A 13,407-nucleotide genomic window follows, 5' to 3' on the forward strand; every position below is an offset into this window, starting at 1 on the left:
GAAACTTCCCTCCCCCATAAGAAGTTTCGGGGTTTTTTTATGTCTGCCATCCATGGACGTTACCTATTAGATCCTCGCGCAGTTTGAATCAGGCTTCGGCTTCTTCGTCATCCGGCAGGGCAAACTCACCCAGCTGCAGCCATTCGGCCAACACTGCTTGGGCGTCTTCAATGCCAATACGTTTGGGTGCAGAGAACAGTTGGATACTGACGCGATCACCCCAGCCCTTTTGAATATCCTGGCGGACCTTGAGCAAGGTGTTCTTCGCTGCACCAAAAGCCAGCTTGTCGGCCTTGGTCAGCAGGATGTGCATGGGCATTTCGCTGGCAACTGACCAGTCCAGCATGAGGATGTCGAACTCGGTTAGCGGCTTGCGGATATCCATCATCAACATCAGACCGCGCAGGCATTCGCGGCTGCCCAGATAGGCTTCCAGGTGCTTTTGCCAGTGCAGCTTGAGCGGGATCGGCACCTTGGCGTAGCCATAACCCGGCAGGTCGACCAGGCGACGCTCTTCGTCGAGCTTGAAGAAGTTGAGCAGTTGGGTGCGCCCTGGCGTCTTCGAGGTGCGTGCCAGGCTGGCGTGGGTAAGAGTATTCAGGGCGCTGGATTTACCGGCGTTGGAGCGCCCGGCAAAGGCCACTTCATGGCCGAAATCTTCAGGGCACTGGTCAACTTTCGCCGCGCTGATAAGGAAAGTAGCCTGTTGGCACAGGCCGATAATGGGGTTCTTGGCTTGCATCTGGGTATCCGTGAGGGCGAGCGTAGGGTGGCGTTACAGGCGCGATGCCCTTGCGACATTTGCGCGCAGCCTGCCTGTTGCCGCATAGCGCGGCAAGCTGCGTCGTTTCCGTTTCAATGACGCCAGTATATAATGGCGCAGATTTTGTGTGCGCTTTCTCCCGCTGTTGGATAAGTGTTCACGGGAACGATTTAGATCATCTGCCCCTAGAAAGCAGTACGTTCCCCTCCCTGATGAGGTTGATCTGATGAAAAACTTGCTGATTGCAGCCAGTGTATTGATGCTGTCGTTGAGTGCTCAGGCTGCACAGGACCCAGAAGCCGTTTACGCGCGCTCTTGTGGGGTGTGCCATAACGGGGCGATCCCCACCGCGCCGCTGAAAGGCGACAAGGCTGCCTGGGAGCCGCGCCTGGCGAAAGGCACCGATGCACTGGTACAGAGCGTCACCAATGGTTTGGGTGCCATGCCGCCACGTGGGTTGTGCATGGACTGCTCGGCCGAGGATTACCAAGCCGTCATCAAGTTGATGACCGAGTAAGCCCGGCTTATAAACTCTTTCTCTTAGCCGTAAATTGGATTAGCTGATGAACAAAGTACTCGTGAGTCTGCTGTTGACCCTGGGCATCACCGGCCTGGCACATGCCGCAGGCAATGCTGAAGCCGGTCAGGGTAAGGTTGTTGTGTGTGGTGCTTGCCATGCTGCCGATGGTAATAGCGCTGCGCCAAACTTCCCGAAACTGGCTGGTCAAGGCGAGCGTTACTTGCTCAAGCAGTTGAAGGACATCAAGTCCGGCGCGCGCCCTGTGGTGGAAATGACCGGGATGCTTGATGGTCTGAGCGACCAGGACCTGGAAGATATCTCCGCCTATTTCGCCAGCCAGCAGATGAGCGTGGGCGCAGCTGACCCGAAACTGGTCGAGCGCGGCGGTGAGCTGTTCCGTGGCGGCAAGCTGGCTGAAGGCATGCCTTCTTGCACCGGCTGCCATACACCAAATGGCGCTGGTCTGGATGCCGCCGGTTACCCACAATTGGGTGGCCAACACGCAACCTACATTGCCAAGCAGCTGACTGACTTCCGCGAAGGCAACCGCACCAATGACGGCGACAGCATGATCATGCGTTCGATCGCCGCCAAGCTGAGCAACAAGGATATCGAAGCGCTATCCAGTTTTATTCAGGGTCTGCATTGATCCGCTAACACTGCGACATGCAGTAATGAAATAGGGTGGCCCAGGCCACCCTTTTTCGTTGTGGGCATCGCTACAATGCAGGGAACCCCAGTTTTCCTCGCGGGTCGAACTTCGGTTCGTCATCACGCACCGTTTATAGCCAAGGAGTAACGCATGCGTAACCTGATTCTCAGTGCCACTCTCGTCACCGCCAGCCTGTTTGGCCTGAGCGCTCATGCCGAGCCGATCGAAGCAGGCAAGCAGTATGTCGAGTTGAACAACCCGGTAGCGGTTGCCAAGCCGGGCAAAATAGAAGTGGTGGAGCTGTTCTGGTACGGCTGTGGCCATTGCTACAAGTTTGAAGAGACCATCAACCCGTGGATCGACACCCTGCCGGAAGATGTCAATTTCGTGCGCATCCCAGCCATGTTCGGCGGCATGTGGAACGTCCACGGCCAGCTGTTTATCACCCTTGAAGCGATGAAAGCCGAGCATAAGGTGCATGCCGCCGTGTTCGATGCCATCCATGTGCAGGGCAAGAAGCTCGCGACCCCAGAAGAAATGGCCGACTTCCTGGCTGCCGAAGGCATCGACAAAGACGCCTTCCTCAAGACCTACAACTCCTTCGGCGTGAAGAGCCAGCTGGAAAAAGCCAAGAAACTCGCCATGGCCTACCAGATCACTGGCGTGCCTGTGATGATCGTTAATGGCAAATACCGTTTTGACATTGGCAGCTCGGGCGGCCCGCAGCAGGCGCTGCAAGTGGCTGATCACTTGATCGCCAAAGAGCGCGCCGCGCAGTAAGCGGCGTGCCAGGATAACGCGAAGTGCTCAGGCGCTGGCCAACCAGACGGGTGATTGACCTGTGCGATCCGCAGGTCAATCCAAGCTGCGCGCCGGCCGATGACTGGCCACAGAATGGCAGTTTGCGTCTGCTCAGTTTCAATATCCAAGTGGGCATCAGCACCCAGCGTTACCATCATTATCTGACTCGCAGCTGGCAACATCTGTTGCCGCATGCCGGGCGCAGCGGCAATCTGCAACGGATTGGCGATTTGCTCGGGGATTTCGACCTGGTCGCGCTGCAGGAAGTCGATGGCGGCAGCCTGCGTTCGGGTTACGTCAATCAGGTCGAGCACCTCGCTCATCTTGGCGCCTTCCCTTACTGGTATCAGCAGCTCAACCGCAACCTCGGCCGTTTGGCACAGCACAGCAACGGGGTGCTCAGCCGCTTGCGTCCCAGTCTGCTGGAAAACCACCCGTTGCCCGGTCCACCCGGACGTGGTGCGATGTTGCTGCGTCTGGGCGAAGGGCCGGATGCGGTTGCTGTGGTGATGATGCACCTGTCCCTTGGGGCGCGTACCCGCACCCGCCAGTTGGCCTATATCCGCGAACTATTGAGTGACTATCGGCATATGGTGTTGATGGGTGATATGAATACCCATGCCAATGACTTGCTGCAGCACTCGCCACTGCGCGATCTTGGCCTGCTGGCGCCGCAGATCGAAGCGACCTTTCCCAGCTGGCGGCCGCAGCGCTGCCTTGACCACATTCTGCTCAGTCCCGGCTTGCCGCTGGAGCGCTGTGAGGTATTGCCGCAGCCGATCTCCGACCACCTGCCGGTGGCGGTACAAATTCGTCTGCCCACTTCACTGTATGAGCCGGCAACGCCTATGCTGATTGTGCCCTGAGAATCTGTTTATGATTGGTTGTGCGTCGGCCCTGCGGCGTTAAAACCAGGCTCGGAAAGCCGCTTGTAGTTAATGCGCATTAGCGCGACCCGAAGGCGAGTGCAACGAGTCATGTTCATTTACACCAGTAAACTCGCGTGCGAGCCCAGTCCACTTCCTCGCCGTTTAGACCAAGCGCCTTGCAGGCCTCTAGCTCGCGAGATCGTGAAACAGCTTCTACGTTTGGACTGCAACCATGACCGATGATGCCCAGCGCTGGAAAAGCAAGTACCTGGAAAGCCTGGAACAGCAAGAAAAGCTCGAACGAAGCTGGGATGCCCGGCTCGACCTGTTGAGGCGTGGGCTGGTGCGCAGCTCCCTGGCTGCCGAGGGCAGTGACAAATCAGTCGACCAGTGCATGCATGAGTTGCGTGATATTTTGCGTCGCAATGATATCGACGCCGGCCTGTCGGCACTGATTCCACGGCTGGAAAAGGCCGTGCTGGACTCGGAAAAACAGCGCCAGGACCGGGTCGAGCAGAATATCTCCGGGGTTACCAGCCTGACCGACCAACTGCTCGCCTTAGAGCCGCCTCGTGAGGTGCGCAAAGCGCTCAAGCAGTTTGCCAAACGCATTGAGGAGCGTGCCAGCCAACCGCGCGAATTGCCCGCATTGCTCAGTGAGTTAAGTCGTTTGCAGCAACAGGCACTGGCGGTGTTTGATGGTGAGGCCAGTCAGGCTCGCCCGGGATTTTTGCAGCGTCTGTTTGGCGGTAAAGAGGTCATGCCCGCTGGCCCTGTTGATAATCCACCGGCACCGGTCGAGATGACCCAATCAGCAGCGTCCGCCCCGACAGTTGTTGCACCGCCTGAAACTCCATTACAGGCCTCTGATGCCCCGCAACGCACGAGCAACGAAGCGCTTGTAGCTGTGGCGGTTGCCACGACAGGCTCTGTGGCAGAGCCGCAGTATGCGCCTGCTGTAATGCCCCGCCCCGCGCCGACGGCTGAAACGCCAGCGCTCGTTCAGGGTTTCGGTGACCCCGCCTACGCCTTACCGGAGATTCCTGAGCCGGGTTACAGTGCAGTCGCCCCGCATATCGGCGACAGTTTGATGGGCCTGCTCGATGAGCTGGAGTTGCCAGAGCGTCACCAACCCCAGGGCGATGCCTTGCGTCAGCGCGTGCAGGGTGGTCTGAACTGGTACGAGCTGGTGTCGGTGCTGGACGATCTGGCGGTGCTGGTGCTGGCCGTGACTGACAGTGGCCAGCGCGAGTTTGCCAGCTACCTCAAGCAGCTCAACGAGCGCCTGGCGTCGTTTCTCACAACCCTCAACGAGGCACATGAGGGCTACAGTGAGTCGGTGGAAAGCGCGCGCAGCTTTAATCAGGAGCTGCGCGAACAAGTCAGCGGTTTGCAGGCCAGCGTGCAGGATGCGATTGACCTGCCGACCCTCAAGCTATCCTTGGAAGCGCGTCTGGATGGCTTGCTCAGTACGGTCAGCGAGCACCAGAAACACCGCGACGGCCATGAAGAAGAGGTTGCGCAACGTCTGCAAAGCCTGACCCAGAAAGTTGCGGATATGGAGCAGGAAGCGCAGAGCTTCCGCGATCACCTCGAAGAGCAGCGCCAGAAAGCCCTCATCGATCCGCTGACCGGCCTGCCCAATCGTGCAGGTTGGAGTGAGCGCCTGGAGCTGGAAATGGCACGCTGGAAGCGTTATGGCGGCGACCTGCTACTGGCGGTGCTGGACATCGACCACTTCAAGCGGATCAATGATAGCTACGGCCATCTGGCCGGCGACAAGGTGTTGAAGATCATTGCTGGCGAGCTGGCCAAGCGTCTGCGCAAGACTGATTTTATTGCCCGCTTTGGCGGCGAGGAATTTGTTCTGCTGATTCCTTCCACTCCTATGGAGGGTGGGCAGCAACTGCTGCAAACCTTGCTCGATGGCGTCGAGCAGTGTCCGTTCCACTTTCGCGGCGAGCGCGTGACTATTACCCTGTCGGCTGGCCTGACTGCCTTTGCCGGTGAAGAAGGCAGCGACACGGTGTTCGAGCGTGCCGATCAGGCGCTGTATCGCGCCAAAAGCGGCGGGCGCAATCGGCTCGAGCTGAGCTAGCTCGACTCAGGCCACTGCGTGCAGATAGGGTTTCCAGCTCTCCGGAATGCTGTCGAGCTGCGGGTAGCCGAGGCTGCGCAGATGTCCGCCGGCGAGCAGGAAGGGCGTGTGCCGCAGCGCCTGCGGCACATCACGCAGCTCCGGTAGCCAGAGGCTGACGTAGTGCGCATCAGGGTCATATTCACGGGCCTGGCGCAGGGCATTGAACACCCGGTTATGCCGCGGGTCGTTGCCCACGCCGGCGAGGTAGGCCCAGTTGCCCCAATTGCTGGCCGGGTCGTAGTCAATCAAGTGTTCTTCAAACCAGGCCGCGCCGTGGCGCCAATCCTGTTGCAGGTCATTGATCAAGTAGCTGGCGACCACTTGCCGGCCGCGATTGGACATAAAACCAGTGGCGGCCAGTTCGCGCATATTGGCATCCACCAGCGGCATGCCGGTGCGCCCGCGGCACCAGTCCTGAAAGCGTTGATCCAGTTGCTGCGGTGCACGTTCGGTGGCCTTCAGGCCGCCGGCCTTGAACAGCGCACTGCCGTGGCGAGTCAGGGTCCAGCGGAAGAAATCCCGCCAGAGCATTTCCACCCACAGGCAGTGGGTCGAGTCATTGCGTTTGAACTGCGCCTCATGCCGCCGCAGCTCGGCCACCACGCGACGTGCGGACAGGCTTCCGTTGGCCAGCCAGGGCGAAAACTTCGACGAGTATTCGCTGCCGATCATGCCGTTGCGGGTGTCCTTGTACTGCCGCACGCCCTGGGTTTTCCATAGATAGTCACGCAGCCTGCTCAGCGCTGCAGGTTCGCCGCCGGAAAACGGGAAGGCACTGGCCGGTACGCTCAGTGGCTCACCCAAGCCCAATTGGAACAGTGTCGGTAATGGTTGCATCAGTGCCAGCGCACCATCCGGCAGCCCGGGCAAACGATCCGGTGCATGGCGCGGTTGGAACACCTGCAGGCGTTCTTCTACCACGCTGCGAAAGCGGCTGAATACCGGTGGCAGTTGCTCGATGCTGAAGGGCAGTTCCTCCGGGCGCAGCAGGTTGTTGGCGGGTGCCTGTTGCAGGGGAATGTCACCTAGGCGCTGGGCTACACGGTCCACCTGGGCGCGTTCGTCGGGGGCGATTTCTTCCAGGGTCAGCACCTGGTCCAGGCTGAACTGGGCGACCAGTTGGGGGATGGCCTGTTCTGCCGAACCGATCACTACTAGCAGGTGCGAGCCGCGCTGCTGCAATTCACCTTCCAGCGCCACCAGACTTTCCAGCAGAAAACGTGCGCGGTGCACGCCCATGCGGCGTAGACCAAACTCGTTTAGCTGGAGGAGTGTCGGGTCCAGCACATACACCGGCAGCAGGCATTCAGCTGTCAGGCCCGCTTGTAGCGCAGGATGGTCATCAAGGCGTAGGTCCTGTTTGAACCACAGCAGTGCGCGCATGGTATGGGCCTCCTAATTGATACAAAAGCTATACAAAAATCCTTATCTGTAAGGATTTTACTTTAGCAGCGCTCAGCGCAGCTTGCTCCGGCAGCAGACCGGCGTGGGGCTTCTGCCGGATCAAAGGCATTTCTATGCTGATAGACACTAAACTCTGCCGATCTGTTGAGGAGTCGCTATGGATATTTTCGGCATCGCCGCGTTGATCTTTCTGGTCACTGACCCTTTCGGCAATATCGCCATCTTTATCGCCGCGCTGAAAAACGTGCCGGCCAAGCGCCGCCTGTGGGTCGCCGCGCGCGAGCTGATGTTCGCCCTGGCACTGTTGCTGCTGTTTCTTACCTTTGGTGACAAAGTGCTCAGCGCCCTGGGCTTGTCACGGGAGGCAACTGCGATTGCCGGCGGTATCATCCTGTTCGTGATCGCCATGCGCTTGATCTTCCCCGGCCCGCAAGGGGTGTTGGGTGATGTGCCGGATGGCGAGCCGATGCTGGTGCCGTTGGCCACCCCGGCGGTGGCCGGGCCCTCAGCCCTGGCGGTGTTGATGACCCTGCGCAATACCCACGACGGGCCGCTTTGGGAACTCTACGCCGCCGTGCTGCTGGCCTGGGCGGCGACCGCATTTATTCTGTTGCAAGCCTCGTTGCTGCAGCGTTTTCTCGGACCTCGCGGGTTGACCGCAGTGGAGCGGCTGATGGGCATGTTATTGATCATGCTCAGCGTCGACATGCTGCTGGATAACCTGCAAAGCGTGTTGCATATCAGCCCATGAAAGTTCTGTGTTTAAGTTTTCTTGTTTTGTTACTGGCTGGTTGCAGCAGTGGCCCGCGGATTGATAACAGCTACACCGCTATTGGCCAGAACAGCCGCGTGCAGTACATCGTGCTGCACTACACCTCCACCGACCTGGCGCGCTCGCTGCAATTGCTGACCGAGACCGACGTCAGCAGTCATTACCTGATCGGCGAAGCGCCAGCGACCATCTACCGCCTGGTTGATGAAGATCGCCGCGCCTGGCATGCCGGCGACAGCCAGTGGCAAGGGCGCACCTGGCTCAATGGCACCTCGATTGGCATCGAGCTGGTCAATCAGGGTTTCTACGACCGCCCTAACGGCCGCTACTGGCAGCCCTTTGCGCCAGCGCAGATCGATGCGCTGATCGTGCTACTCAAGGACATCATGCAGCGCCACGATCTGCCCCCCGGCAGCATCATTGCGCACAGCGATATTGCCCCGCAGCGCAAGGTTGACCCCGGCCCGCTCTTCCCCTGGAAACGCTTGGCCGATGCCGGCCTGATGGCCTGGCCGGATGCCGCCGAGGTGGCGCGTGAACAGGCGCTGTTCAGCGTCAGCCTACCAAGCGTGCAGTGGTTTCAGGAGCAACTGGCGCGTCAGGGTTATGCGGTGCCCAGCCATGGCGAGCTGGATCAGGCCACGCGCAACGTGATCGCCGCCCTGCAGATGAAATACCGCCCGGCGCGCTATGACGGTGAGCCGGATGCCGAGACGGCCGCGCTGCTCTTGGTGCTTAACCGCAAGCTGTAGGCAGATCGCTAGCGCGGTGTGGTGGCGATCAGGCGCGAGTCGGCCAGGGCGGCCGTGCGGTGTTCGGTTGCCGCCTGGTACTCCGGGTCGGCGAGCATGCTGAGAAAGGCTGCCTTGGATGGGTAGCGCACCAGCAGTAGTTCATCCCAGTGTTCATCGGCAGGAGCAATCAGGGCGGCTTGCGCGATGGCCATGACCTGCACCTCACCGCCGACTCCACGAACCTTGCGCAGGGCTGTCTGGCTATAGCGCGCATAGGCCTCGCGCCCGCTGCAAGGCGTATGGCTGCTGCCGGCGGGATAGCGGGCCTGGGCCTGGTAACGCAACAGGTTGAGCATCAGCAGCGGTGTGTCGTCCGTGACATTGGTATTGAATGCAGCGAGTTGGGCGGGGCTGGGGTTGATGCTGGGCATGGCCGATCTCCGCAAAATGGAAGAGTCAGCTTCAGCAATCTCTGCTGCCTAGGCAATCTGTATCAGCACCGCTGATGGAGCTTAATTCGGACTTAGGTTGGCAGGCGCACATAGAACTGCGTGCCCTGGCCTAACCGTGATTTCATCCCGATGTGGCCACCGTGCAATTGCACGATTTCCTTGCACAGCGCCAGACCCAAGCCGGCGCCGCCTTTCTTGCGGCTGACCTGCACGAATGGCTCGAAAATCCGCGCCTGTTGGCGAAAAGCAATACCTTCGCCATTGTCGGTCACGCTTAATTCGACTTGCTCACCCCGCTGCTGGGCGCGCAAATACACCGCACCACCAGGGTGGCTGTGACGCAGCGCGTTGCCAATCAGGTTGTCGAGTACCCGTTCGATTTGTCCCGGATCGATCTGCAACAGCGGCAGTCCATCCTCGACCTCATAATGCAGCTCTATCTCGAGCTCAGCCGCATGGGCACTAAAGCGCTGCTGCGCCAGGCGCAGCAGTGGCTCGATGCTGCACTCGACCCGCTCAAGCGTTTGCAGGCCGTTCTGGTAGCGCGAGAAGTTCAGCAGGTCGTTGATAAGGCGCAATAAGCGCTGCATTTCTTCATTAACGGTGTTGAGTAGATCGGCCTCACGGGTTTCTTCGGGGAATTTCATTCGCTCCTGCAGCAGGGAGAACGCCATCAACATGCCGGTGACCGGTGTACGCAGTTCGTGCGAAGCGCGCAGGACGAACTCGCTGCGCACCCGTTCGAAGGTGCGTTGTTCGGTGACATCGCGCAGCACCATCACGGCGCCTGTCGGCCGTTCGCCTTCGTGGCTGACCGCAGCCAGGCTATAGGCCAGCAAACGTTGCTCGCCGTCGATCTCAACTTGTAGATCTTCCAGCGCGTCTTCCAGCGCTTCGCCATGCAGCACGCGGTGCAGCTGGCTGGGAAGATCCGAATGCTTCAGGGTCACTGAGGGGGGTTGGCCGACGTGGCTTTCATCCCAGCCCAGCTGGAGTTGCGCCACTGGATTGAAGTGCTCTACGCAGCCTTGGCGGTCAAAAATCAGCAAGCCGTCGTCAATACTGTCGAGTACTGCGTTCAATCGTTGTTGCTCGGTTCGCAGGGCCTGGATATCGCTACTTCTGAAGGCGCGCAAGGCATCGGCCATCAAGCCGAAACGCCGGCTTAATGAAGAAATCTCCCTGACCGGGCTGGTGGGCAGGTCGACTTGAAAGTCGCCACGGCCAATCTGGTCGACGGCAATCGCCAGCTCTTCAATCGGTCGGCCCAGTCGCCGGGCAATACTGTGTGTGGTAACAACACTAATAAGCAGTACCGCTAAAGCAATAACGCCGAGCAGCCCGGTGATCATCACGGTGCGATCACGCATGTCCTGTTGGCCCTGCTGCACCTGGTCGAGGTACTGCATCTGCATGCTGATGATACTGTCACGTAGTGCGCTCAGAGCCCGGGTGAACTCATCATCTTTAAGCAGATGGCTACGCACCGTAGCCGGGGCATCGAGAAACTGCTGGTAGTGGCTGTAGGCCTGCTCGATCTCGCTTACGGCCTGGCGGTCGGCCGTATCTAAGGTGTCACCGGCGGCGCGCTTCAGCCATTTCTTAAAGCGGGTGTCCGAGTCGCTTAGTGCTTGCCGGTCGAGCTTGTCGGCAATGATCAGGATGACTTGGGTGCCCATCTCCTGACGCATGCCCAGAGATGAGTCGAGGATGTCCATATTACGGACCATGCTCTGGTTCTGGGTTTTGCTCAGTTGCCAAATACTGACCATCCCCAGAATCAGGCCGATCATGGCGGTGGTGACCAGCGCGCCGCCGCTGATGAATAACTGATTACGCAGCCTCATAGGTCGAGCTGCTTGCGTTTGCGGTACAAGGTCGAGGCATCGATGCCCAGTGTCTTGGCTGCCCGATCGAGGGTGCTACTGTTGGCCAACACCGCGCTGATGTGGGCTTTTTCCAACGCCTCGAGGCTCATTTCTGCACCGACGTGCGGGTTGTTCAGCTCTTCATTCGGGTTAAGCCCCAGGTGGCTGATCTGTACCTGCTGCTCCGGGCAAAGAATGCTGGCACGCTCGATAACGTTACGCAGTTCGCGAATGTTGCCCGGCCAAGGGTAGTTGAGCAGGGCCTCGCGGGCTTCGTCGCTAAAGGAATGGGCCGGGCGAGCATAATCGCTGACAAAGCGCGCGAGAAAGCGCTCGGCCAGTATCAGAATATCTTCGCGACGCTCACGCAGTGGGGGCAGGGTCAGGGTGATGACGTTTAGGCGATACAGCAGGTCTTCGCGAAACTGTCCGTTCTTGGCCATTTCGTCGAGGTTGAGGTTGGTGGCGGCGAGGATGCGCACATCGGCCTCGCGGGTTTGCGGGTCGCCAATACGTTCGTAGACTTTATCCTGAATAAAACGCAGCAGCTTCGGCTGCAGGGGCAGGGGGAAATCACCGATTTCATCAAGGAACAGAGTGCCGCCATCGGCCTGGCTGACTCTGCCTTGGGTGCTTTCAGTTGCCCCGGTAAACGAGCCGCGGTTATGCCCGAACAGTTCGCTCTCCATCAGCTCGGCGCTCAGCGACGGGCAGTTGATCGTCGCAATGGATTTCTTGGCCCGCTTGCTCCAGCCATGAATGGCCTGTGCCAGTTCGCCTTTACCGGTGCCCGACTCTCCGAGAATAAGGATGTTGGCGTCGGTGTCGGCAACTTGTTTGGCAGTTTGCAGCACCATCATCATTGCCGGGTTGTGTGAGTCTAGGCCTTCACCCGGCTTGCGCACGCTGCCTTCTAGCTGCTCTAGGCGTTCGGCCACGCGGCGGGCTTCCAGCTGCTTGCGGGCGGCCAAGCGCAGTTGGTCGGGGCTACAGGGTTTGACCAGATAATCCGCCGCGCCCGCTTGGATCGCGTTCACCGCGCTGTCTATCGCTGAGTGAGCCGTAATCATCACCACACGCATCCACGGCGCCTGCACGCGCATGTGCGCGAGCACTTCCATGCCGTCGTCGTTACCGAGACGCAGGTCGAGGAAACACACATCAAATACCTGGCGCAGCAATAGCGCATCGACCTGTGCTGCACTGTTGGCCGTGCTGACCTGGTAGCCCTCGTCTTCCATGCAATAGCGGAAGGTGCGCAGGATCGCGGGTTCGTCATCGACCAGCAAGATGCGTCCCAGGTCGGGTTCCTTGGTGCTTGCGTGCATGTCTTTCTCCTTGAACGATAGAACGCGAAGTGATCACGAGCTTAGTCCGCAAAGTGTCGTGCAAGTTGCACGGCTGTTCATTGGCGATCATGCAAGCTGCATGTGCGTCAGCTATCTAATATTTTTTAAGTTATTGATATATAAATAATTATTGTATTTTTATAGGCTGGCATGGCCCTTGCGATCTATCAATAACGGCAGCGGAAAACAGCTGCAGATTGATACATAACTATTGGAGAACTGCCATGCATCAGCTAAAAACTCTGGCTCTGGCCACTGCGACTGCCGGTTTGATCGGCCTAGCTCCATTCTCGGCTTACGCTGCCGAGGGCGATACCAGCCGAGCGCTGAGCGAGGCTCGCCAGGAAGGTTCGATCTGGACCGCCATTGCTCTTAACCGCCACCTCAACCCCTTCACTATTGACGTCGATGTAGAGAACGGCAGTGCCAAGCTGACCGGTAAGGTGGAATCTGATGTTGACCGCGATCTAGCCGAGCAGATTGCGATGGGCATCGAAGGGGTTAGCAAGGTCGATAACCAGCTCACCATTGACCCCGACTATGACGGGAAGAATAAAGAAGCAGGGCGTACCGAACCCACCCTGTCGCAACGCTTTGACGATGCCACGTTGACTGCGACCGTGAAATCCAAGCTGCTGTGGAACCGCCACACCGAAGGCCTGGACATTAACGTCGACTCGGCCAATGGCATGGTGACCCTCACCGGTAACGCCCAGAGTAACGAGGCCAAGGAGTTGGCCGAACGCCTTGCTGCCAATACCGATGGCGTACGTAAGGTGAGCAACAAACTGACCGTCAATGGCGACGGCAGCGCGGCAGCCAAGGCGCAAAATGCGGCCGACGATACTGGCGCTGCGATCAGCGATGCCTGGATCACCAGTAAGGTGAAAACCAGCTTCCTCTACAGCCGCAACATTGATGGCCTGGATATTTCAGTCGACACCAAGGATGGCATGGTCAACCTCAGCGGCACCGTGATGACCAAGGCTGAGAAGGAATTGGCCATCGAAACTGCGAGCAACATTCGTGGTGTGCGCGGCGTGAACGCTGATGCCCTGAAAGACGCCAGCTAATTAATCTGGG

General features: G+C 59.0%; 13 protein-coding genes. 8 read left to right on the top strand and 5 right to left on the bottom strand.

All coding sequences use genetic code 11. From position 1 onward, the window contains the following. Positions 1–88 precede the first annotated feature (88 nt). Positions 89–742, bottom strand: coding sequence for a ribosome biogenesis GTP-binding protein YihA/YsxC (gene yihA, locus AACX99_RS03365; protein ID WP_339409485.1), 654 nt, complete (start codon positions 740–742; stop codon positions 89–91). Between the two features lie 247 nt (positions 743–989). Between yihA and AACX99_RS03370 the strand changes: the two genes are divergently transcribed. The 5 genes from AACX99_RS03370 (at position 990) to AACX99_RS03390 (ending at position 5,703) form a co-directional block, all read left to right on the top strand. Further along, the gene (locus AACX99_RS03370) at positions 990–1,280 is read left to right on the top strand and encodes a c-type cytochrome (protein WP_275959915.1); all 291 of its coding nucleotides are present in this window, start codon (positions 990–992) and stop codon (positions 1,278–1,280) included. A gap of 46 nt (positions 1,281–1,326) precedes the next feature. Beyond that, entirely contained in the window at positions 1,327–1,932 is a 606-nt protein-coding gene (locus AACX99_RS03375) for a c-type cytochrome (protein WP_339409488.1), read from the top strand. Between the two features lie 153 nt (positions 1,933–2,085). Next, positions 2,086–2,715, top strand: coding sequence for a thiol:disulfide interchange protein DsbA/DsbL (locus AACX99_RS03380; RefSeq protein WP_339409490.1), 630 nt, complete (start codon positions 2,086–2,088; stop codon positions 2,713–2,715). Positions 2,716–2,738: 23 nt separating this feature from the next. After that, positions 2,739–3,602: an endonuclease/exonuclease/phosphatase family protein gene (locus tag AACX99_RS03385; RefSeq protein WP_339409492.1), complete on the top strand. Its 864-nt coding sequence runs from the start codon at positions 2,739–2,741 to the stop codon at positions 3,600–3,602. A gap of 235 nt (positions 3,603–3,837) precedes the next feature. Next, positions 3,838–5,703, top strand: coding sequence for a GGDEF domain-containing protein (locus AACX99_RS03390; RefSeq protein ID WP_339409494.1), 1,866 nt, complete (start codon positions 3,838–3,840; stop codon positions 5,701–5,703). A gap of 6 nt (positions 5,704–5,709) precedes the next feature. Here the strand turns inward: AACX99_RS03390 and AACX99_RS03395 are convergent, their stop codons facing one another. After that, on the bottom strand, positions 5,710–7,128 hold the full coding sequence (locus AACX99_RS03395) for a DASH family cryptochrome (RefSeq protein ID WP_339409495.1): 1,419 nt from the start codon (positions 7,126–7,128) through the stop codon (positions 5,710–5,712). Between the two features lie 178 nt (positions 7,129–7,306). Between AACX99_RS03395 and AACX99_RS03400 the strand changes: the two genes are divergently transcribed. Next, positions 7,307–7,900: a MarC family protein gene (locus AACX99_RS03400; protein WP_339409497.1), complete on the top strand. Its 594-nt coding sequence runs from the start codon at positions 7,307–7,309 to the stop codon at positions 7,898–7,900. Next, a complete protein-coding gene (locus AACX99_RS03405; protein WP_339409498.1) occupies positions 7,897–8,673 on the top strand; it encodes an N-acetylmuramoyl-L-alanine amidase in 777 nt (258 codons plus the stop codon). The genes AACX99_RS03400 and AACX99_RS03405 overlap by 4 nt, the downstream gene beginning before the upstream one ends. Positions 8,674–8,681: 8 nt before the next feature. Here AACX99_RS03405 and AACX99_RS03410 read toward each other — a convergent pair whose 3' ends face one another. The 3 genes from AACX99_RS03410 to algB all read right to left on the bottom strand — a co-directional run bounded on the left by AACX99_RS03410 (position 8,682) and on the right by algB (position 12,303). Continuing rightward, entirely contained in the window at positions 8,682–9,086 is a 405-nt protein-coding gene (locus AACX99_RS03410) for a DUF1330 domain-containing protein (protein WP_339409499.1), read from the bottom strand. Between the two features lie 92 nt (positions 9,087–9,178). Further along, positions 9,179–10,954 (bottom strand): ATP-binding protein, encoded by a 1,776-nt coding sequence (locus AACX99_RS03415; RefSeq protein ID WP_339409500.1) that lies wholly within the window; start codon positions 10,952–10,954, stop codon positions 9,179–9,181. Continuing rightward, positions 10,951–12,303: a sigma-54-dependent response regulator transcription factor AlgB gene (algB, locus tag AACX99_RS03420; RefSeq protein ID WP_339409501.1), complete on the bottom strand. Its 1,353-nt coding sequence runs from the start codon at positions 12,301–12,303 to the stop codon at positions 10,951–10,953. The genes AACX99_RS03415 and algB overlap by 4 nt, the downstream gene beginning before the upstream one ends. 245 nt (positions 12,304–12,548) lie before the next feature. On the opposite strand from algB, the gene AACX99_RS03425 reads away from it, so the two are divergent. Continuing rightward, the gene (locus AACX99_RS03425) at positions 12,549–13,397 is read left to right on the top strand and encodes a BON domain-containing protein (RefSeq protein WP_339409502.1); all 849 of its coding nucleotides are present in this window, start codon (positions 12,549–12,551) and stop codon (positions 13,395–13,397) included. Positions 13,398–13,407: the final 10 nt, after the last annotated feature.

Source organism: Pseudomonas sp. EA_35y_Pfl2_R5 (genome assembly GCF_963970805.1).
Classification (GTDB): Bacteria; Pseudomonadota; Gammaproteobacteria; order Pseudomonadales; family Pseudomonadaceae; genus Aquipseudomonas.

Bases quoted from the DNA above. Each gene is read 5' to 3' on its own strand.
- yihA (WP_339409485.1), bottom strand. From the start codon at position 742: ATGCAAGCCAAGAACCCCATTATCGGCCTGTGCCAACAGGCTACTTTC.
- AACX99_RS03370 (WP_275959915.1), top strand. From the start codon at position 990: ATGAAAAACTTGCTGATTGCAGCCAGTGTATTGATGCTGTCGTTGAGT.
- AACX99_RS03375 (WP_339409488.1), top strand. From the start codon at position 1,327: ATGAACAAAGTACTCGTGAGTCTGCTGTTGACCCTGGGCATCACCGGC.
- AACX99_RS03380 (WP_339409490.1), top strand. From the start codon at position 2,086: ATGCGTAACCTGATTCTCAGTGCCACTCTCGTCACCGCCAGCCTGTTT.
- AACX99_RS03390 (WP_339409494.1), top strand. From the start codon at position 3,838: ATGACCGATGATGCCCAGCGCTGGAAAAGCAAGTACCTGGAAAGCCTG.
- AACX99_RS03395 (WP_339409495.1), bottom strand. From the start codon at position 7,128: ATGCGCGCACTGCTGTGGTTCAAACAGGACCTACGCCTTGATGACCAT.
- AACX99_RS03400 (WP_339409497.1), top strand. From the start codon at position 7,307: ATGGATATTTTCGGCATCGCCGCGTTGATCTTTCTGGTCACTGACCCT.
- AACX99_RS03405 (WP_339409498.1), top strand. From the start codon at position 7,897: ATGAAAGTTCTGTGTTTAAGTTTTCTTGTTTTGTTACTGGCTGGTTGC.
- AACX99_RS03410 (WP_339409499.1), bottom strand. From the start codon at position 9,086: ATGCCCAGCATCAACCCCAGCCCCGCCCAACTCGCTGCATTCAATACC.
- AACX99_RS03415 (WP_339409500.1), bottom strand. From the start codon at position 10,954: ATGAGGCTGCGTAATCAGTTATTCATCAGCGGCGGCGCGCTGGTCACC.
- algB (WP_339409501.1), bottom strand. From the start codon at position 12,303: ATGCACGCAAGCACCAAGGAACCCGACCTGGGACGCATCTTGCTGGTC.
- AACX99_RS03425 (WP_339409502.1), top strand. From the start codon at position 12,549: ATGCATCAGCTAAAAACTCTGGCTCTGGCCACTGCGACTGCCGGTTTG.